Source organism: Roseateles sp. NT4 (assembly GCF_051857475.1).
Classification (GTDB): Bacteria; Pseudomonadota; Gammaproteobacteria; order Burkholderiales; family Burkholderiaceae_C; genus Pelomonas.
This window is the reverse complement of sequence record NZ_JBPZGZ010000003.1, coordinates 131,361-151,727: the sequence shown is the minus strand read 5'-3', so window position 1 is coordinate 151,727 and position 20,367 is coordinate 131,361. Positions and strand designations below refer to the sequence as shown.

Annotated in this window: 16 protein-coding genes; 9 read left to right on the top strand and 7 right to left on the bottom strand. The window is 69.0% G+C overall.

The annotated features are described in order from the left end of the window. The first annotated feature begins 82 nt into the window (after positions 1 to 82). From ACS5PN_RS19610 to ACS5PN_RS19595, 4 genes are read left to right on the top strand one after another with little or no spacing between them, the layout of a single operon-like run. Complete coding sequence (locus ACS5PN_RS19610; protein WP_439465698.1) at positions 83 to 3,628, top strand: indolepyruvate ferredoxin oxidoreductase family protein; 3,546 nt, start codon at positions 83 to 85, stop codon at positions 3,626 to 3,628. Between the two features lie 27 nt (positions 3,629 to 3,655). Next, positions 3,656 to 3,823 (top strand): DUF2256 domain-containing protein, encoded by a 168-nt coding sequence (locus tag ACS5PN_RS19605; RefSeq protein ID WP_439465697.1) that lies wholly within the window; start codon positions 3,656 to 3,658, stop codon positions 3,821 to 3,823. Continuing rightward, positions 3,816 to 5,402, top strand: a complete 1,587-nt coding sequence (locus ACS5PN_RS19600) for a cryptochrome/photolyase family protein (protein ID WP_439465696.1) — start codon at positions 3,816 to 3,818, stop codon at positions 5,400 to 5,402. The genes ACS5PN_RS19605 and ACS5PN_RS19600 overlap by 8 nt, the downstream gene beginning before the upstream one ends. A 60-nt stretch (positions 5,403 to 5,462) precedes the next feature. Continuing rightward, entirely contained in the window at positions 5,463 to 6,020 is a 558-nt protein-coding gene (locus ACS5PN_RS19595; protein ID WP_439465695.1) for a pyridoxamine 5'-phosphate oxidase family protein, read from the top strand. Between the two features lie 118 nt (positions 6,021 to 6,138). Here ACS5PN_RS19595 and ACS5PN_RS19590 read toward each other — a convergent pair whose 3' ends face one another. The 3 genes from ACS5PN_RS19590 to ACS5PN_RS19580 all read right to left on the bottom strand — a co-directional run bounded on the left by ACS5PN_RS19590 (position 6,139) and on the right by ACS5PN_RS19580 (position 8,142). After that, complete coding sequence (locus ACS5PN_RS19590; protein ID WP_439465694.1) at positions 6,139 to 6,873, bottom strand: PEP-CTERM sorting domain-containing protein; 735 nt, start codon at positions 6,871 to 6,873, stop codon at positions 6,139 to 6,141. Between the two features lie 124 nt (positions 6,874 to 6,997). Next, positions 6,998 to 7,597, bottom strand: coding sequence for a DUF998 domain-containing protein (locus tag ACS5PN_RS19585; RefSeq protein ID WP_439465693.1), 600 nt, complete (start codon positions 7,595 to 7,597; stop codon positions 6,998 to 7,000). Then, positions 7,597 to 8,142 (bottom strand): DinB family protein, encoded by a 546-nt coding sequence (locus ACS5PN_RS19580; RefSeq protein ID WP_439465692.1) that lies wholly within the window; start codon positions 8,140 to 8,142, stop codon positions 7,597 to 7,599. Before ACS5PN_RS19580 ends, ACS5PN_RS19585 begins: the two co-directional genes overlap by 1 nt. A gap of 100 nt (positions 8,143 to 8,242) precedes the next feature. Between ACS5PN_RS19580 and ACS5PN_RS19575 the strand changes: the two genes are divergently transcribed. From ACS5PN_RS19575 to ACS5PN_RS19565, 3 genes are all read left to right on the top strand, one after another. Then, positions 8,243 to 10,954 carry a CHASE domain-containing protein gene (locus ACS5PN_RS19575; protein ID WP_439465691.1) on the top strand — a complete coding sequence of 904 codons (2,712 nt, stop codon included), beginning with the start codon at positions 8,243 to 8,245 and terminating at the stop codon, positions 10,952 to 10,954. Between the two features lie 94 nt (positions 10,955 to 11,048). Then, entirely contained in the window at positions 11,049 to 12,176 is a 1,128-nt protein-coding gene (locus tag ACS5PN_RS19570) for an ABC transporter substrate-binding protein (protein WP_439465690.1), read from the top strand. A 199-nt stretch (positions 12,177 to 12,375) separates the two neighbouring features. Continuing rightward, on the top strand, positions 12,376 to 13,734 hold the full coding sequence (locus ACS5PN_RS19565; protein WP_439465689.1) for a hypothetical protein: 1,359 nt from the start codon (positions 12,376 to 12,378) through the stop codon (positions 13,732 to 13,734). Here ACS5PN_RS19565 and ACS5PN_RS19560 read toward each other — a convergent pair. Next, complete coding sequence (locus ACS5PN_RS19560; protein ID WP_439465688.1) at positions 13,703 to 14,146, bottom strand: Lrp/AsnC family transcriptional regulator; 444 nt, start codon at positions 14,144 to 14,146, stop codon at positions 13,703 to 13,705. The genes ACS5PN_RS19565 and ACS5PN_RS19560 overlap by 32 nt on opposite strands. A gap of 84 nt (positions 14,147 to 14,230) precedes the next feature. On the opposite strand from ACS5PN_RS19560, the gene ACS5PN_RS19555 reads away from it, so the two are divergent. Further along, positions 14,231 to 14,821, top strand: a complete 591-nt coding sequence (locus ACS5PN_RS19555; protein ID WP_439465687.1) for a LysE family translocator — start codon at positions 14,231 to 14,233, stop codon at positions 14,819 to 14,821. A gap of 127 nt (positions 14,822 to 14,948) precedes the next feature. Then, the gene (locus ACS5PN_RS19550) at positions 14,949 to 16,316 is read left to right on the top strand and encodes a CHASE domain-containing protein (RefSeq protein WP_439465686.1); all 1,368 of its coding nucleotides are present in this window, start codon (positions 14,949 to 14,951) and stop codon (positions 16,314 to 16,316) included. On the opposite strand, the gene ACS5PN_RS19545 is transcribed toward ACS5PN_RS19550, so the two are convergent. The 3 genes from ACS5PN_RS19545 to ACS5PN_RS19535 are packed head-to-tail and all read right to left on the bottom strand — an operon-like array spanning position 16,313 to position 20,285. Continuing rightward, entirely contained in the window at positions 16,313 to 16,732 is a 420-nt protein-coding gene (locus ACS5PN_RS19545) for a hypothetical protein (RefSeq protein ID WP_439465685.1), read from the bottom strand. The genes ACS5PN_RS19550 and ACS5PN_RS19545 overlap by 4 nt on opposite strands. Next, positions 16,729 to 17,649: a transglutaminase family protein gene (locus ACS5PN_RS19540; RefSeq protein ID WP_439465684.1), complete on the bottom strand. Its 921-nt coding sequence runs from the start codon at positions 17,647 to 17,649 to the stop codon at positions 16,729 to 16,731. The genes ACS5PN_RS19545 and ACS5PN_RS19540 overlap by 4 nt, the downstream gene beginning before the upstream one ends. Further along, positions 17,640 to 20,285, bottom strand: coding sequence for a circularly permuted type 2 ATP-grasp protein (locus tag ACS5PN_RS19535; RefSeq protein WP_439465683.1), 2,646 nt, complete (start codon positions 20,283 to 20,285; stop codon positions 17,640 to 17,642). Before ACS5PN_RS19535 ends, ACS5PN_RS19540 begins: the two co-directional genes overlap by 10 nt. Positions 20,286 to 20,367 lie beyond the last annotated feature (82 nt).

Sequence of the window (20,367 nt, the reverse complement as noted above, 5' to 3'; positions counted from 1 at the left end):
TGGGCCGGCGCCAACCCGGCATTGAGGCAAGTTCTTCCGCCGCCGGGAGGGAAGAATTCCTCGCCCCCAAGGAGACCCTTCGATGGCCGACACCCCCGTCACGCCCAGCCTGCGCCCCTACCAGCTCAGCGACAACCTCGCGGCCGACGGCGGCGCCGTCTTCCTGACCGGCACGCAGGCCCTGGTTAGGCTGCTGCTGGCGCAGAAAGCACAGGACGAGCGCGCCGGGCTGAACACGGCCGGCTTCGTCTCCGGCTACCGCGGCTCGCCGCTGGGCATGGTGGACCAGCAGCTGTGGAAGGCCAAGAAGTTCCTCGAGAAGGCCCACATCGAGTTCCTGCCCGCCATCAACGAAGACCTGGCCGCCACGGCCTGCCTGGGCGTGCAGCGCGTGGCCCTGGACCCGCAGCGCACCGTCGATGGCGTGTTTGCGATGTGGTACGGCAAGGGGCCGGGCGTGGACCGCTCGGGCGATGCGCTCAAGCACGGCAATGTCTACGGCACGTCGACGCAGGGCGGCGTGCTCGTCGTCTGTGGCGACGACCATGGCTGCGTGTCCAGCAGCACACCCCACCAGAGCGACCAGGCCCTGCAGGCCTGGAGCATGCCGCTCGTCCACCCCGCCAATGTGGCCGAGTACCTGGAGTTCGGCCTGTACGGCTGGGCGCTGAGCCGCTTCTCGGGCGCCTGGGTCGGCTTCAAGGCCATCTCGGAGGTCGTCGAGAGCGGCATGACGGTGGACCTGGACGCCGTCGGCCTGAACTTCGACCACGCCGTTGACTACACGGCGCCGACGAATCTGCACATCCGCTCCGTCGACCTGCCCTCGCTGGAGCTGGAGTCGCGCCTGGCGCACAAACTCGACGCGGTGAAGGCCTTTGCCAAGGTCAACAGCATCGACAAGCACATCGTCACCAGCCCGGCCGCGACGCTGGGCATCGTGACCGTGGGCAAGGCGCATTACGACTTCATGGAAGTGCTGCGCCGCCTCGACCTGGACCCCAACGCGCTGGCCGCGGCCGGCGTGCGCGTCTACAAGGTCGGCCTGGTGTTCCCGCTGGAGCCGACGCGCATCACCGAGTTCTGTTCCAACCTGACCGACGTGCTCGTCATCGAGGAGAAGGGCCCGGTCGTCGAGCGCCAGATCAAGGAACTGCTCTACCACCTGCCGGACTTCCAGCGCCCGCGCGTCGTCGGCAAGACGGACGAGCATGGCTGCGCGGTGCTGAGCGCCCTGGGCGAGCTGCGCCCCAGCCGCATCATGGGCACGGTGGCCGACTGGCTGGCGCGCCTGAACCCCGCCCTGGACCGCCGCCATCTCGTCGTCGACTTCCTGACGCCCCAGCTGCTGTCCAACGCCGCCGACGCGGTGCGCCGCCAGCCCTATTTCTGCTCCGGCTGCCCGCACAACACCAGCACCAAGCTGCCCGAGGGCTCGCAGGCCCTGGCCGGCATCGGCTGCCACTTCATGGCGAGCTGGATGGAGCGCGGCACGTCGGGCCTCATCCAGATGGGCGCCGAGGGCGTGGACTGGGCGGCGCACAGCCGCTTCACCAAGGAGAAGCACGTCTTCCAGAACCTGGGCGACGGCACCTACTACCACTCGGGCTATCTCGCCATCCGCCAAGCCATCGCGGCCAAGACCAACATCACCTACAAGATCCTCTACAACGACGCCGTCGCGATGACCGGCGGCCAGCCGGTGGACGGCCAGACCAGCGTGCCGCAGATCGCGCGCCAGGTGGAGGCCGAGGGCGTCAAGCGCCTGGTCGTCGTGTCGGATGAGATCGGCAAGTACGACGGCCATCATGGCCTGTTCCCGGCCGGCACCACTTTCCACGACCGCAGCGAGATGGACGCCGTGCAGCGCGAGCTGCGCGAGATCGAAGGCGTGACGGTGCTGATCTACGACCAGACCTGCGCCGCCGAAAAGCGCCGCCGCCGCAAGAAGAAGGAATTCCCGGATCCGCCCAAGCGCATCTTCATCAACGAGGCGGTCTGCGAAGGCTGCGGCGACTGTGGCGTGGCGTCGAACTGCCTGAGCGTGGTGCCCGTCGAGACCGACTGGGGCCGCAAGCGCGCCATCGAGCAGAGCAGCTGCAACAAGGACTTCTCCTGCGTCAACGGCTTCTGCCCCAGCTTCGTGTCGGTGCACGACCCGGTGCTGAAGAAGAAGGCCGGCGCCAGCTACACGGCGCAGGACCTGGCGCGCGAACTCGCCGCCATCGCACCGCCCGCGCCCTGGCAGTGGACGGGGCCGTTCGACCTGCTGGTCACCGGCGTGGGTGGCACCGGCGTCGTCACGGTCGGCGCCCTGGTCTCGATGGCCGCCCACCTCGAAGGCAAGCAGGCTTCGGTGCTGGACTTCATGGGCTTTGCGCAGAAGGGCGGCGCGGTGCTGAGCTTCGTGCGCGTGGCGCCGACGCTGGACCTGCTCAACCAGGTGCGCATCGACACCCAGCAGGCCGACGTGCTGCTGGCCTGCGACATGGTGGTCGGCGCCTCGCCCGACGCGCTGGGCACCGTCAAGGCCGGCCGCACCGTCATCCTGGCCAACACGCACGAGCTGCCCACGGCCGGCTTCGTGCGCAACCCGGATGCCTCGCTGCAGGGCGACTCCCTGCTGGCCAAGATGAAGTTCGCCGTCGGCGAGCACGGTGCGCTGGACACGATTGATGCGCAGGACATCTCGCAGCGCCTGATGGGCGACACCCTGCCCAGCAACATCATCATGCTGGGCGCCTGCTGGCAGCGCGGGCTGATTCCCGTCAGCGAGGCCGCACTGATGCGCGCCATCGAGCTGAACGGCGTCGCCGCCGAAGCCAACAAGACGGCCTTCGCGCTCGGCCGCCTGTCCATCGCCGCGCCGGATGCCATCCAGCGCCTGGCTGGCGACGTCAATGTGGTGAAGCTCTTCAACTTCGACCAGCTCGACGGCCCCGATGGCCTGATCGAGCGCCGCGCCCAGTTCCTGACCGACTACCAGGACGCCGCCTACGCCCAGCGCTACCGCACCCTGGTCGAGCGGGTGCGCGCCGCCGAGTCGGCTCTCGGCAAAGGCCAGCGCCTGACCCAGGCCGTGGCCCGCTACTACGCCAAGCTGCTGGCCATCAAGGACGAGTACGAGGTGGCGCGCCTGTACACCGATGGCCGTTTCGAGAAGGCCATGAAGGACCAGTTCGAGAACTGGGAGCGCCTGTCCTTCCACCTCGCCCCGCCGCTGATCTCCAAGCCCGGCGCCGATGGCCGCGCGAAGAAGATCGAGCTGGGTAGCTGGACCTTCACGGCCTTCAAGTGGCTGGCCAAGTTCAAGGGCCTGCGCGGCGGCATGCTGGACATCTTCGGCAAGACCGAGGAGAGGCGCATGGAGCGCCAGTTGATCGTCGACTACGAGAAGCTGGTCGCTGAGATCCTGGCCTCGTTGACCGCGGACAACCTCAACACCGCCGTCGAACTGGCCCGCCTGCCCGAGAAGATCCGCGGCTATGGCCATGTCAAGCATGCCAACGTCATCTCGGTGAAGAAGCAGTGGCAGTCCCTGCTGGACCGCTTCCACGGCCGCGCGGTGGAGGTCGTGGCTCAGCCGGTGGCGATGCCGGTGCGGGTCAAGGGCGTGGCGGAGCTGTGATCTCGCCGAGTGCCTATGCTGGGAGCCATGTCGCCCCCCACATTCAAAGGCAATAAAGCGAACCTGCCCAGCAAGCCCTGCGCCGCTTGCGGGCGTGAGATGACCTGGCGCAAGGCTTGGGCGAAGAACTGGGCCGACGTGAAATTCTGCAGCGAGCGCTGCCGCCGCGACGCCAAAGGCAAACGCGATGCGTGATCTCGTGCTGGTGCTGGGCGACCAGCTGGACCTGGATGCGGCGGCGTTCGACGGCTTCGACGCCTCGCGGGACGCCGTGTGGATGGCCGAAGTCGGGGAGGAGTCCACCCACGTCTGGAGCAGCCAGCCGCGCATCGCCTTGTTCCTGGCCGCCATGCGGCATTTCGCTGAAAACCTGCACGAGGCCGGGTGGCCCATGCACTACCGGCGGCTGGACGACCCCGCCACGCTCGGCAGCCTGGGCGCGCAGCTGGTCCATGACATCGCGAGGCTGAGGCCAAGCCGCGTCGTGCTGACCCACCCGGGCGACTGGCGCGTGCTGCAGGCGCTGCAGGCAGCGACGGCCGCGCAGGGTGTGCCGCTCGACGTCCGCGAAGACCGCCACTTTTTCACCACGCCGGCCGAATTCGCCGCCCACGCCGCCACGCGCGGCGACCGCGGCTTGCGCATGGAGTTCTTCTACCGCGAGCAGCGCGAGCGCTTCGGCATCCTGATGGAGGGGCGCGAGCCGCTGGGTGGCCGTTGGAACTTCGACACCGAGAACCGCCGCGCCTTCAGCTCCGACGGCCCGGGCTTCGACCTGCCGCAGCCGCCGCGATTCGCGCCGGACGCCATCACGCGCGAAGTCATCTCGCTGGTGCGCGAGCGCTTCGGCGGCCACCCCGGGCGGCTGGACAGCTTTGCCTGGCCGCTGACGCGTTCGCAGGCCCTGCAGGCGCTGCAGGCCTTCGTCACAGAGCGCCTGCCGCTGTTCGGCCCCTACCAAGACGCGATGTGGCCGGGCGAGCCGTGGCTGTACCACGCGCAGCTGTCTGCCGCGCTGAACCTGAAGCTGCTGAACCCGCGCGAAGTCATCGCCGCCGCTGAAGCCGCCACGCGCGCCGGCCGGGTACCGCTGGCGAGCGGTGAAGGCTTCATCCGCCAGATCCTCGGCTGGCGCGAATACGTGCGGGGCATCTACTGGACCGGCATGCCGGGCTACGCCAGCCTGAATGCCCTGGACGCGCACGAGCCGCTGCCGGCCTGGTACTGGACGGGCGAGACCGACATGGCCTGCCTGCGCGACGCCATCACGCAGACGCTGGAGCACGGTTACGCCCACCACATCCAGCGTCTGATGGTGACCGGCCTGTACGCGCTGCTGCTGGGCGTCGAGCCGTCTCAAGTGCACGGCTGGTACCTGAGCGTCTATGTGGACGCCGTGGAGTGGGTGGAGCTGCCGAACACCTTGGGCATGAGCCAGTACGCCGATGGCGGCCTGATGGCCAGCAAACCTTATGCCGCCAGTGGCCAGTACATCGCGCGCCAAAGCCCGCATTGCCGTGGCTGCCGCTACCAGCCGCAGCAGCGAACCGGCGAGCGCGCCTGCCCGTTCACGACGCTGTACGTGGACTTCCTGGTGCGCCACGAAACGCGCCTGAGCGGCAACCCGCGCATGACCGGACCGCTGCAGCAACTGAGGCAGTTGCCGGACGACGAACGCCGGCGAATCCGCACCCAGGCGGCTCAGATCAGGGAGGACCAAAGTCGCGCGCCGAGCGTCGAGCCCGATCCGACAGCGGCACGGCATGCGCGCTGACAGGCACGGCGACGCTGACGTCCTATCTTGACGCATGACCGTCAATCAAGGATCAGCACCATGACCATCCCACAGCAGCATCAGGCTACCCAGGACATGAGTCCCACCCACCCGGACGCCCACAACGCCGACACGCGCCACGACCTGGCCGGCGGCGATGCGGTGCAGAAGATCCGTGACGTTGTCGACAAGGCCGACACCTGCTTTCTCATCACCCACGGCGGCGTGCGCCCGATGGGCGTGCGCGAATGCGACGAGGACGGCAACCTCTGGTTCCTGAGCGACAGGCACAGCAACAAGAACGCCCAGATCGAAGCCAACGGCGAGGTTGAGCTGTACTTCCAGGCCTCCGGGCATTCGGGCTTCCTGCACCTGACCGGCCAGGCCATCGTGCTGCACGACCGCGCGCTGATCCAGAAGCTGTGGACCCCGCTGGCCCGCGTGTGGTTTCAGCAGGGCCAGGACGACCCCTGCATCAGCGTCATCCGCGTGCGTCCGGTTCAGGGACAGTATTGGGACAACAAGCACGGCGACGCCGTGGCCGGCATCAAGATGCTGGTCGGCGCCGCGCTGGGGAAGCAGTACGACGACGGCGAGGTCGGCAATTTGCGTCCCTGAGCGGGCCGCGGTCCGGGCGATCAGCCCAGCACGTCCGCTTCCAGGGCCGCGCTGTCGAAGTCGTGGCTCAGCCGGTGCGCGTCAATGGCGTGGCTGAGCTGTGAGCCTCGCTGGCTCGTCAGGCCAGGTGCGGCATCGTTCGCGAACGGCGAACTGCGCCAGCGACCACCAATGCCCCCAATAGCACCAGCGCGCCCGTGGCCGGCTCCGGAACAGGTGCTGCGAACGCAGCACTCGAGACGCTCCAATTGCTCGACAGGGAGGTCAGGACGAAATCGTCCAGAAACTTCTCCCCTGCGGCGCATGACGGTTTGTACGCATAGTCAGCGCAATTGCCGAGAACGGGCGCGGCAGCCAGATCCCCTTCCAATCGCAATGACGCGGGCAGGCCAGTCAGATACAGGCTGCCCGATGTCAAACCTGTCAGATTGAACTCGATTACCGCGTGGTGGGTCGCGAGATCAACCTGGACCGTGCCTCCTGCAATGTTGGCCGACAGCAGGTTGCCCAGCATGCCATCCAGCATCCTGATATCCAGGTTTCCTTGAGCTGCAAAACTCTGCGTGAAACTGCCGTCCTGAAGCACAGCACCCAGGCTGGCCATGGTGGACTGCATGTCAACCGATAGCGCCACCGTCTTGCCCCACATGAACGGGCCTCCGACGGGACCAATGACCGCCCGCCCCGGCGCATCGGTCTGGAAGCTCAGCGCACCAGGACCGGCCCCTGGTGCCGCGCCGTAGCTAAACGTCGTCGACAGCCAGCCGCCTGCCAGCCCATCCACATGGAGAGGTTCAGCCATGCAGGCCTGGGCCGCGCACAACGCGGCGAAGGCAATCGAGTACTTCTTCATATTCATCCTCCCTGCGAGTCCACCGAACTCGGCTTTAGTTGCCGGCGCAACCATAGCCGATGCAGGACACCCCACGGCAAACCGCCGGGTGCAAGCGTGGGAGGCCCGGGCGCCCTCCCGCCCCTCAATTCCTCCGCGCCAGATCGCATCCCAGCAGCGCCACCCAACCCAGCACGGCCAGCTCGATGGCCCGCTGGCTGAGGCCGACCAGCGGTGACGCCGGCGTCAGCGTCAGCAGTCCCACCCCGGTTACAGCGGCCGCGGCATAGCCCAACTGGGCCAGCATGCCGCCGCCCGAGGCGCGCGCCAGCAGCGCCAGGAAGCCTGGAGCCAGCGCGTAACCCAGTCCGCCGACCGTGTTGTGGATGACCTGGGACAGGCTGGGCTCGGCCGGCCGGCAGCCCGGGTCGCAGGGAAATTGCGAAGCCGCCACATAACCCGCCGCATAGACGGCAAGCCCGATCAGCCCGAGCGTCGCGCCGGTCGAGCGCGGCATCGCCTTGAAGGCCAGCACGCAGAAGGCCAGCAGGCTCAGCCCGGCCGGCAGGAAGCCCAGGCGGCGCGCCCACCACTCGTAGGGTGCACCGCTGGCACCCAGCTCGCTGATGAATTGCGACAGATGGCTGTAGCCGGGCGTCAAGGCGCCCAGCACGACCGTCATCAGCAGGATGGCAACTCCGCTGAGCAGGGCGGTGACGACGAGCCAGACGCGCACGGCCGGCATCAGACCGGCTCGGCCCAGCCGAGAGCCGCCATGTCGGCCGTGCGGTGCTTGTCGTCGCCCAGCATGATGAAATCGTCCAGCTGCGGCGGCTTCACCGCCGTGCCGGCCAGCATGGCATGGGCCTGGCCACGGTGGTGGGTCTGGTGCATGAACACGTGGGCCAGCACCCGCCCCAGCGGCTCGCGCGGGCCGTTTTCAATGCCGGCACCGCGGTCGAAGGCGACGATGTTCTCCTCATCGCCCGGCTGCAGGCCTTCACAGAAGGCGATCAGTCGCTGGTCGCTCTCGTCCTGTCGCGCCGCCAGCTCGCCCGCCGTTTTGGCGGGCACGTAACTCGCCCAGATGCCCCGCATCGCTGCATCGCCCTGCAGGGCGGCGATGTAGTAGTGGTCGACGTTGAGCACATGGTTCAGCGTCAGCGCCAGGCTGGGGAAGAAGCTGGTGCGCGGTGCATGGAAGTCGGCGTCGGACAACGTGGCCACGGCGGCCAGCAGGCGACGGTTCATGAGGCGGTTGGCGCGGGCCTGGATCAGAAAGAGGTTCATGGCGCGCGATTGTGCGCGGCCGGCTGAGGCCACGGGCGGGTGACGGCGCCGTCCGGACATGCTTCAATGGGCCGCATACCGACAAGACGAGAGCGACAGCTTGCGCATCGGAGACGGCTATACCGGGCCAGAGATGGTCAGCACCACCGCGTGGATCGCAGCGGCCGCGGTGCTGTCCATCGGCCTTGCGCTGACGGCCGGTGCCGTCATCTGGCAGCAACAGCGCGCCGGCGTCGAGGCCCGAGGCCTGCAGGAACGCCAGGTCGAGCGCCTTCAGGGCGATGTCGTCAAGCGACTGACCATGCCGGTCTATGGCCTCAAGGGTGCGCGCGGCGCGCTGGCGGCGCTGGAAGGCAGGTTCACGCGGGAGGCCTTCGACGCCTATGTCGAATCGCGCGACCTGCCCAAGGAGTTCCCGGGCGTGCGCGGCTTCGGCTTCATCGAGAAGGTGGCGCGCAGCGACCTCGACAGCTTTGTGGCGGCCCGGCAGCGCGAGGGCTCCACGGGCTTCCGGGTGCATGGCACGGGCACCGACCCGACGCTCTACGTCGTCACGCAGATCTCGCCGTTCTCGCGCAACTTCGCGGCCTGGGGCATCGATTCGGGCGCCGAGCCGGTACGCCGCGAAGCCATCGAGCGGGCCATCGACACCGGCGAGGCCTCGCTGTCCGCGCCGGTACGCCTGGTGCAGGACCCGCTGAAGGGGCCCGGCTTCATGATGCTGGTGCCGGTCTATCGACAGGGGCACGACCCGGGCACGGCGGTGCAGCGCCGCGCCGCCCTGCTGGGCCTGCTGTATGCGCCGCTGGTGGCCAACGAACTGCTGCATGGCGTGGCGGAGCCGGCAGCGCCGCTGCTGGACCTGAAGCTGTCCACACGCGCCGCGAACGGCGAGTTCAAGCCTCTGCTGGCCCTGCGCGAGGGACAGTCCCTGAGCCTCGAAGAGGCGGCCGAATACTCCCTGGCCGACGCGCCGTCTGTCGAGTCCGTGTCCTTCTCGGTCGCGGGGCGCGAGTTCATGCTCGAGAGCGCCCTGACCCACGATGCCACCCTGAGGCTGCTCGGCCTCTCCGGCATCGGCCTGGAGCTGGGCGGCGCGCTGCTGAGCCTGCTGCTGGCCGTGACCGTCTATCTGCTGGCCGCCGGGCGGGCCCGCGCCGAGCAGATGGCGCGCGGCATGACGGCCGACCTCGCGCGCCTGGCCCGCGTGGCCAGCCACACGACCAACGGCGTCCTCATCACCGACCCCGAGCGTCACATCGTCTGGGTCAACGACGGCTTCACGCGCCTGAGCGGCTACGCCAGCGCCGAGGCCCTGGGCCACCTGCCCAGCGAACTGCTGCACTCCGAGCTGACCGATGCCGACACCGTGCATGGCATGCGCGAGGCCATGAACGTGGGCCTGGGCTGCAAGGTCGAGCTGATGCACCGCGCCCGCGACGGCCGCGACTACTGGGTGGACATCGAGATCCAGCCCCTGCACGACGACAGCGGCACCTTGACCGGCTTCATGATCATCGAGTCCGACATCACGGCACGCAAGCAGCTCCAGGCCCAGGCCGACGAGGCGCGCCAGAGCCTGCAGGACCTCTACGACAACGCCCCTTGCGCCTATTACGCGCTGGACCAGAACGGCCGCTTCCTGCAGATCAACGCCCTCGGCCTGAACTGGCTGGGCTGCACGGCCGAGGAGTTGATCGGCCAGGCCACACCGGCCGACTTCTTCGACGCCGAGGGCCGCAAGCTGTTCAGCGAGGCCTTCCCCCGCTTCAAGCGCGAAGGGCGGGTCTCCGGCCTGGAGTTCGACGTCACCGGCCGCCATGGCCAGACCCGCCGTGTCAGCCTGTCGGCCAGCGCCGTCTACGACGCCGACGGCCGCTATCTGCGCAGCCGCTCGGTGATGTTCGACATCAGCGAGACCCACCGCATCCGCCAGCAGTTGCATCAGCTGACCCTGGACCAGGAGGCCATGCTGGAAAGCGACCTCGTCGGCATTGCCAAGCTGCGCGGCCGCCTGACGGTCTGGCGCAACCACGCGCTGGAGCGCATGTTCGGCTATGGCGACGGCGAGCTGCTGGGCGTGCCGGCGCGCCAGCTCTATGCCGACGACACCTCCTACGAAACCCTGGGCGCCCTGGCCTATCCGCAGCTCAAGGCCGGCGGGCGCTTCCGCACCCAGCTGCAGATGCGACGCAAGGACGGCTCGCTGATCTGGGTCGACCTGGCTGGCGTCGAGCTGCCCGGCAGCGACGGCGCCTCGCTGTGGATGATGGTGGACATCACCCAGAGCAAGGCCCACGAGGCGCGCATGGAGCGCGCCGCCCTGCATGACGCGTTGACCGGCCTGCCCAACCGCCTGCTGCTGGGCGACCGCCTCAAGCAGGCCATTGCCGGCGCCGAGCGCAGCGGCCATGTCTTCGCCCTGGCCTATCTCGACCTCAACGGCTTCAAGCAGATCAACGACAGCCATGGCCACGACGCCGGTGACGAGGTCCTCAAGGCCGTCGCGGCCCGCCTGCATGCCGGCCTGCGCGCCAGCGACACCGTGGCCCGGCTGGGCGGCGACGAATTCGTGGTGCTGCTGACGCCGGCCGCGGCGTCGACCGATGCCGAGCCGGTGCTGAACCGGCTGCTGGACGCGCTGATGCAGCCCATCACGCTGAGCAGCGGCGTGCAGGTGTCCGTGGGCAGCAGCCTGGGCCTGGCCCATTTCCCGGTCGACGGCGCCACGCCGGACGCGCTGATGCGCCATGCCGACGAGGCCATGTTCGCCAACAAGCGCGCCGGCCGGGCCCGCGCACGCACAAGTTAGGAAGTGTTTCAGCCGGGGCGTATTCACGCCCGCGGCATCCTGTCCGCCGACCGGTTGTAACCAGTTTCCTCAGCTTGGGGCATCATGCGCGCCCATGCTGACCCGCCGCCAAGCCCAATTCGCCCTGGCCAGCCTCGCGCTGCCGGCCAGTTTCGCCCGTGCCCAGGAGCGCCGCGCCATCGTGCTCGGCCAGTCCGTGCCGTTGACCGGCCCGGCGGCCCAGCTCGGCCTGCAGATGCAGCTGGGCGCCAAGGCCTACTTCGACGCCGTCAACGCCGCCGGCGGCGTGGGCGGCCTGCCCATCGTGCTGAAGACGCTGGACGACGGCTACGAGCCGGCGCGCTGCAAGGCCAACACCGAGAAGTTCATCCAGGAGGATGTCTTCGCGCTGTTCGGCTATGTCGGCACGCCGACCTCCATGGCCGCCCTACCGCTGTTCAACGCCGCCAAGATCCCCTTCATCGCGCCCTTCACCGGCGCCGAAGCCCTGCGCGACCCCTTCAACAAGCTGATCTTCCACGTCCGGGCGAGCTACTACGACGAGACCGAACTCATCGTCAAACAGCTGACCCAGCTGGACCTGAAGAAGATCGCCGTCTTCCACCAGAACGACGCCTACGGCCAAGCCGGTCTCAAGGGCGTCGTGCGTGCGCTGGAGAAGCGCGGCCTGCAGCCGGTGGCCGTCGCGACCGTGGAGCGCAACAGCGTCGACGTGGCCGCCGCCATCAAGACGCTGGTGCCGGCCCAGGCCGAGGCCATCGTGCAGATCAGCGCCTACAAGAGCTGCGCCGCCTTCATCCGCGAGGCCCGCAAGGCCGGCTACTACGGCCAGTTCTACAACGTCTCCTTCGTCGGCACCCAGGCCCTGGCCGATGAGCTCGGCAAGGACGCCGCCGGCATCGTCGTCTCCCAGGTCATGCCCTCACCCTTCGGCACCGCCGTCGGCCTGGTCAACGACTACCAGCTGGCCCTGCACAAGGCCGACGCCAAGGCCGAGCCCAACTACACCAGCATGGAAGGCTATGTGGCCGCCCGCGTCATCGTCGACGGCCTGCGCCGCCTCGGCGGCCGCCTCAACCGCGACGCCCTGATCGCGGCGCTGGAAGGCCTGGCCGGCTACGACGCGCGCGGCTACCGCCTGAGCTTCTCGGCCACCAAGCACGCCGGCTCCAGCTTCGTCGAGCTGTCCATGCTCACCGGTGACGGCAAGGTCAAGCGCTAAACGGCTGGCTAAGGGCTCGGGACAAGCAGGGCGGCTTCTCTCGGCCAGGAGCAGCCACTCGCCAATGGCTTCTTAAGGATAGGCTTGCCATTCCTGAGGAGTACGTAGGGCCACGAGCTCAATTCGGAAGTTCGGCCCATCAGCTCTCGAAACTTCAGGACTTGAATTGTTCTCCATGGGATTCCTTGGGTTGCTGCTTATGGCAGCGATTCCCATGCTTGCGATCTGCACGACAGCCGGCTTGGTACTCAAGATAGCTGTGGGCCTCTTCAACCTAACCAGGGCATCGATCCGCTTTGATGCAAGCCTCGGATCGGTAGCAAGGCTTGTACTGCTGACTTGGGCTGCGGCGGTGGCCCTCGTCGCCGCTTGTATGGCTCTGAGCCAATGGCTGCCCCAAGACTCTGGAAACGCCGTATTGAGCTTCTACCCGTTGTTTCAACACATCGGGAGCGTGGCGCTTGCCTGCTGGTTTTTGGTTCGTCGAAGCCGCGCAAAGGACGCAAGTGACGGAAGAATCCCCACGAGGACCCGCGTCCTTTGGGCGCTTTCCGTCGCGATGACACCGTATGTGATTCTGGTCGCCGCATCGAGCGTCCGGACCGGGGGCCAGCTCCCTGTGTTGGCCCCCAGCAGCGAAATCGAATTGGAAATTCTTGGAGTTAGGCCTTATCCGGATGCCAAGTTCGAACTCGGATATGCGTTCGCGCACGGTTTCACCAGAGTTGATCTGAACGGAAACACCTATCGCCAGGTGCTGCCGGGCATCGTCTTCAAGTCAGCTCAGGAAGGCCTGGCGCCTACCTACAAAGTCGTAGTCGATCAGCGATCCACGCGTTGGCTACCAGCAGCGTGGCAGGGCTTGGTTTCAAGCGGAACGGTTCAGTTATTTGAGAGGAACCGAGGCGTCAAACTAGCCTCCTTCTCCATGCCCCGCGACGGGTGGCCGGGGGATCAAGCGGGCGCATGGCTCGCGAAGTTGCTGAACCCCGATCCGCCGGGGGCCCGGCGGCGGAACTTCGACGTCAGCAGTTCTGCTCAAGTTGAATTGGTCGCTCCAAATGCCCTCCTTGAGCCGGCCGAACGCGCAGCCGCATGGCCAAGGCTTGTGGGTTGCCCACAAGACGCACTGCAATCCAAACGGTCCGCGGACTACGGCGAAGCGGAATTGCGTATTTGGAGCTGGTTGCTGTTGATGCCGCGGGGCATCTTCGAGGTGCACTGTTCGCAGCATGCCGTTCTTTTGTTGGGCTCTTTGGGGCAAACGGACCTGCAAGTTATTGGTATCGATCCATCCGGAACGGTTTTCGCTCGCGGGTCTGTTCGCAACGACAAGCTGAGGCTGGGCTACGAGGTCCACCACAAGAAGATCGTTGCCATGAAAGATTCGAAAGAACAACTGGTGATTCGGTTGGCCTACTTCCCTGTCACCTCGTCCGCAGTCAAACCGACTCCCGCAGCGCACGAGGTTGAATTCACCATCCCCTGGGCAGCGATCCTCGCCCCACCACCGACAGCCGCACCCCTCACCCCCGCTCATCCTTCGGCGAGTCCATGACGATGTAGCTCGTGATCATGCTGACCTGCGGCAGGCCGCCCAGCACGTCGGCATGGAAGCGCTTGTAGGCCGGCAGGTCGGTCACCTCGACGCGCAGCAGGTACTCGAAGGCCCCCGTCACGTTGTGGCACTCGCGCACCACCGGGCAGTCGCGCATGGCCTGCTCGAAGCCCAGCTGCTCGTCCAGGGTGTGGCGCGACAGGCCGATGGCCACGTAGGCGACGAAACCCAGGCCCAGGCGGGCCGGGTCCAGCACGGCCCGGTAGCCCTTGATGACGCCCAGCTTCTCCAGTTCCTGCACCCGGCGCAGGCAGGCCGAGGGGCTCAGGGCGATGCGCTGGGCCAGCTCCGCATTGGTCACCCGACCGTCCTTGACCAGCTCGCGCAATATCTTGTCGTCAATGGCATCCATGGCCGCAGATGATTGCACAAGACAAGCGGCTGACACCGCACAACGCAAGCCCATTCGACGCTTCTCTGCCTAGAGTTGCGCGCCATGGAAACCAGTGCCACCCTCATCGCCCTGACGGGCTTCGCCTTCGTCACCTCCATCACGCCCGGCCCCAACAACCTGATGCTGCTGGCCTCGGGCACCAACTTCGGCTGGCGGCGCAGCCTGCCCCATCTGCTGGGCATCAGCTTTGGCTTTGGCGTCATGCTGGCCCTGGTCGGCCTTGGCCTCGGCCAGGTCTTCACGCGCTACCCCGGCCTGCATGACGGCCTGAAATGGGCCAGCCTGGCCTATCTGCTCTATCTGGCCTGGAAGGTCGCGACGGCCGCCCCGCCCAAGGCCGACGGGGCGCAGGCCGCCGGCAAGCCCATGGGTTTCGGCGCCGCGGCACTGTTCCAGGTCGTCAACCCCAAGGCCTGGGCCATGGCCCTGACCGCCGTGACGGCCTACAGCGAACTCGGCACCGCGGCCATGACGGCCGTCTTCGTGCTCGTCAACCTGCCCTGCTGCGGCTCCTGGGCCCTGCTGGGCGAACAGATGCGCCGCTGGCTGCACCGCCCGCGCGCGCTGCAAGCCTTCAACTGGGGTGCAGCAGCCCTGATGGTCGTGTCGGTACTGCCGCTGCTGAAGAGCTGATCGGGCCTATCATCGGGCTGCCATGCCAGCACACTGAGGCGTTAGCCCGGGCCGGCCATGGTCCTGCCAGCTTCGGGAGACAACTCTGGCCCAGCTCGCCGCTCGCGCCACGCCCCCTGTCCGGGCCTTGCTGCCCGGGCTGTTGTTCGCCGCCTCGCTCGCGCTGACGCTGGGCCTGGCGACCTGGTCCCTGCAGCGCAACGCTGCCGAGCGCCTGACCTTGCTCGAACACCGCGCCGAAACGCTGCGCCAGGCCCTGGCCCGCAGCGTGCGCGGCCAGCTCGACCTGCTGCCGGCCCTGCGCCTGGCGGCCAGTGGACCGGTACCCCTGGATGACGCACGCTTCTCGCGCTATGCCGACAGCGTGCTGGGCTCGGGCCGCTATCCGGGCTTGATCCTGAGCTTCGTCGCCGACCGCGTCAGCCCCGACGGGCTGGCGGCCTATCTGCAGCGCGTGCACGCCGACCGCAGTGCCGACCCCGCCGGCCACCCCAGCTTTGGCGTCCAGCCCCCCGGCGAGCGGCCCGAGTACATGCTGCTGCGCCACCAGTTCCCGGCCGACCCGACCAACGACGGCTACGACCTCTACGACCCCGCCCAGCCCTACCGCCCGGCCGTCGAGCGCGCCATCGCCGTGGGCGACCTGGTCGCCACCCCGCCGCTGCTGCTGGCGCGTGACCGCCATCGGCCCAGCCATCCCGAACTGACCAGCATCGTCGTGCGCGCTGCCTTCTACCGCGATGGCCGCCTGCCGGCCGGCCGCGAGGAGCGGCGGGCCGCCGCCAGCGGCGTGGTCGGCATCGCCTTCCGCAGCGCCGAACTCGTGCGCAGCGCCCTGCCGGCCGACCTGGCCGCCCGCGTGCGCGTGACCGACGCCAGCAATCCCTTGCCGGTCTATGACAGCGAGCCGGGCGCCGCCCTGACCCCGCCGGCGGTCAGCTTCGACCTGCCCGTGGCCGACCGCCACTGGCGCGTCGAGCTGACGCCACCGGTCATGGCCTGGTGGCAGCATGCCGACGAGGCGACCTGGGCCCTGCTCGCCCTCGGCCTCGTCAGCGCCGCCGCCCTGGCGACGCTGGCCCTGCGCCCCACCGCCGCCGTGCCCAACGCCGCGGCGCCGCCCGGGGAGGCCCGCTGGCGCCTGCTGTTCGAGCAAAGCCATGAGGCCGTGCTCAACACCCGGCCCGGCGGCGGCATCGTGGCGGCCAACCCGACCGCCTGTGCCCTCTTTGGCCGCAGCGAGGCCGAGCTGCGGGCCGCCGCGCGCGCCGACATCCTCGACCTGGCCGACCCGCGCCTGGCCGCGCTGATGACCGAGCGCGCCACCCGCGGCCAGGCCCAGGGCCGGCTGCGCATGCGGCGCCGCGACGGGCGGTCCTTCGAAGCCGACATCAGCGTCGTCACCCAGCTCGACAGCCAGGGCCGCGAGCTTGCCAGCGTCATCGTGCGCCCTGTCGAGTCCGACGAGGAACAGGTGCTGGCCGACTGGAACTAGACCCGGCTGTCAGCGGACCTGCTCCGGCTGGCGCGCAGGGCCCAACGCCGCTTCAGCCAACGCCAGCCCCAACTCGACGCCAGCGCGATGGACACCAACAAGGTCGCACTCAGCAGCAGCGCCCTCGCCTTGGCCCAACGGCCCGCCTGCTCGAACGCGTCATCGAACGCCGCGTACAGGCCCTGGCCGCGACACACCGCCACGGCGTGCGGGCATCGGTCCGCATCTTCGGAACGCGCGATGCGGGGATCCGCACAAGCCGGGTTCGTCGCGTTTTGCTCGACCAGGCAGTCCCAGCGCCGCTGACTCGCTTCCACCGCAGCCAAGATGGCGCGTTCCTCCATGACCTGCAGACCTGCCCAGGCTGCCAGCAGCAAGAGGGGGAGGCCGAACAGCAGCCGCCCGCGGCCTTTCACGCCGGCTCCACCGTCACGCTGACACGCAACGTCGCCACGCCGCCGCCGCGCAGCACGCCGCGCAATGGCGCCACGTCGGCATAGTCGCGCCCCCAGGCCAGCGTCACGTGGTCCAGGCCTGCCGGCACGGCATTGGTCGGGTCCAGGGCCAGCCAGCCTTGCTCGGGGCACCAGAGTTCGGCCCAGGCATGGGAGGCATCGGCGCCGACCAGCTTGGGCGCACCCGGTGGCGGGCGCGTCAGCAGATAGCCGCTCACATAGCGCGCCGCCAGGCCCAGGGAGCGGCAGGCCGCGATGAAGACATGGGCGAAGTCCTGGCAGACACCGCTGCGCTGGGCCAGGGCGTCGGCGGCGCGCGTCGCCACCGTCGTGCTCTGGGGCAGATAGCGCAGGTCGGTGTGGATCTGGTGCATCAGCGTCAGCCCGCCCGCCGCCACCGTGCGGCCGGGCGTGAAGGCGCGGCGGGCATAGGTAGCCAGGGTCGCATCCGGGGCGGCATAGGTGGAGGCCAGCGCGAACTCGTCGGCCTCCTGCAGGGCCCGGCCGGCACGGTAGCGCAGGCCACGCGCGGCCGACTCCCAGTCGGGGCCACGCAGGGCGTTGGGCGGCGGGCGGTCCTGCAGCTCAACGACGAAGCGGCTGTCGACGACCAGCTTCTCGTGCACGCGCGCATGGCCGAAGCTCAGGTGGCGGTTGCCCCAGGGATCGCGGCGCAGATGGCGGACCAGCTCGCTGGCGTCCAGCTCCAGGCCCTCCACGCCCCAGCCGTCGGGCAGGGGGTCGATATTGAGCTGCCAGCCGCTGGCGTCCTGCCAGGGCGTGTCCTGGGGCGCCAGGCACGCGGCGTGATGGGCCCATTCCACCGAGTCGTCGTAGGTGTATTCGGTGACGTGATGAACGCTGAGCTTCACTGCCATACGCGTTGCTCCGCGCCGATGACGTGGGCGAAATAGCGCTGGCTGATCAGGCTGGACAGCTCGCCCGCCTGGGCCGCCGCGCGCTGCAGATGCTCGACCAGGGTCGCCCCCGGCCCGACCAGTTCGGCCAACGGCCAGGCCTCGGGCATGGGCAGGTCGGCGGCGATGTCGGCCGCCCAGCCCGGGTCGTGGCGAGCCAGCTTGGCGAAACGCTCGCGCATGGTGCGCGCCACCCAGCCGAGCGAGCGCGGGTTGTCGGTGTCGTGCACCAGCAGATGCAGCAGGGGCGCCGCCTCGCGCCGGGCCTGGAACTGGGCGCGGTAGGTGATGGTCGAATCGAACACGCCGAGCAGCAGCGCGAAGCCGTCCTCCGTCAAGGCCAAGCCTTGCTCGAAAGTCTCCGCCAGCACCTCGGCATGGAAGGACAGGCGCTCGAGCTGGCGGCCGATGGACAGCAGGCGCCAGCCGTCGTCGCGGGTCATGCGGTCGGTCTGGGCGCCGGTGATGGCGGCCAGATGGGTGTCGGCGCGGGCCAGCACATTCAGCACATCGGTGACCGAGGCGTTCGGGCCGGGGCGGTCCAGCACGGCGCGCAGATGCTGCTCGAACTGCGCCGCCGTCTCGTGGATGAGGCGCCAGGCCTCGGGCGACAGGCGCTCACGCAGGGCCTGGGCGCAGCCTTGCACGGCGCGCAGGTTCCAACCCACGCTGGTGACACCGGAGCCCGGCAGCAGCGCCGTCAGCAGGGCGCGCTCGAAACCACGTGGGTCCTCCTCGGCCTGCGGCGCATCGGCGCCGACCAGGCCGTGGCGGCGCGCCAGCGCGTCCAGCAGCGGCAGCATGGGCGGCGGCATGGCGCCGCGCTGCACCATGACGCTGGCTTCGATGACGTAGCGGGCCAGGCGGGCGCTGTTCTCGGCGCGCTCGGTGTAGCGGCCCAGCCAGAACAGGTTCTCGGCGGCGCGGCTGGTGACGGTCCAGTGCACATCGCGCAGGTCGGTGGCCTGCAGGGGCTGGGCCAGCAGGCTGGTCGGGTCGACCTCGCCATCGGTCATGACCCAGGTGTCGGCGCTCAGCGAGCCGCGCTGGATCGACAGCCAGGCATCGGCCAGCGGGTCGCGGCGCGGCGCCACGCGGGTCAGGCCGCCGGGCAGCACCTTCCAGCCGCCCTCGCCGTCGGTCATCGCGAAGACGCGCAGCACGGCCACGCGCGGTTCCAGCGCGCCGCGCGTCCAGACCGGCTGCTTGGTGGGCTTGACGCGGGCCTGCAGCGTGTAGGCCGTGGGATCGGCGTCGATGCGCAGGGCCAGGTCGTGCAGCTGGCCGTCATTCAGCTCTGCGGCGACGATGGGAGCGAAGCTGCGTGTCGTCGTGCTGGCCGAGAAGGTCGGCACGACGATGAACTCGGCCAGGCGCGGGCGCAGCGCCGCCCAGGCGCTCTCCTCGCCGCACCACCAGCTCTGAATGGCCGGCAGCTTGAGTTCCTCGCCGAGCAGGGCTTCGGCCACGCCGGGCCAGAACGCGGCCAGGCCGGGGCTTTCCAGCCAGCCCGAGCCCGGCGCGTTGGCGATGATGACCTCGCCGGCCCGCGCGGCCTGCAGCAGGCCGGGCACGCCGAGGATGGAGTCGGGGCGCAGCTCCAGCGGGTCCAGCCAGGTGTCGTCGACGCGGCGCAGCAGCACATGCACGCGCTCCAGGCCGGCCAGGGTCTTCAGATAGACCTTGTCGGCGCGCACCGTCAGATCGGCGCCCTCCACCAGCGTGATGCCGAGGTAGCGGGCCAGGAAGGCCTGCTCGAAATAGGTCTCGTTGCGCGGTCCCGGCGTCAGCAGGGCGACGCGGCTGCGCTCACCGGCGGGCGACAGCTGGGTCAGGGCCTGGATGAAGTCGCGGTAGCTGGCCGCCAGGCGCTGCACGGCCATCTGGCGGAAGGCCTCGGGGAATTGCTGGGCAATGATGAGGCGGTTCTCGAGCACATAGCCCAGGCCCGAGGCCGCCTGGGTGCGCTGGCCGACCACCCACCAATGGCCATCGGCGCAGCGCGTCAGGTCGAAGGCCAGCACATGCAGGTGCACGTCGCCGCGCGAAGCGCTGCCGTGCATGGCGCGCAGGTATTGCGGATGGGCCAGCACCAGCGATGCGGGCAGCAGGCCCTGCTGCAGCAGGCGGCGCTCGCCATAGGTGTCGGCCATGACGGCATCCAGCAGCCTGGAGCGCTGGATGATGCCGGCCTCGATCTCGCGCCACTCGTCGGGCTCGATGAGCATGGGCAGCAGTTCCAGCGGCCAGTGGCGGGCCAGGGCGATGCCCTCGCCGTCCTGGCCGGGCAACGGCGGGCCGTCGCTGTGCACGTTGTAGCTGGCGCCGTCTTCCATGACGCGGCGCTGCACGCGCAGGGCCTTGGCCGACAGCTCCTGCCAGCCGGCCGAACCGCCGGCGGCGAAGAAGCGCTTCCAGCGCTCGGTCAGGCCGGCCTGCGGCTCGCCGGGCTGGTTGACCTGGCCGGTCAGCTCGTAGAAATGGCCGTCGCGGCTGCGCAGGGCGGCCGACAGGGCCATCGCCAGCGGGTCGGGGGCCAGCGCCTCCTCGGGTTCGTCGGGAAGCAGGCTCCACTGGCTGGGAGTGAGCTCAGACATGGGCGAGGCGGGTCGAGGCGGTCATGCGGCGCTGAGAAGGCGAAAGCGCATTGTCGAGCAATGTCCGCGCCAGCCGCCCTTG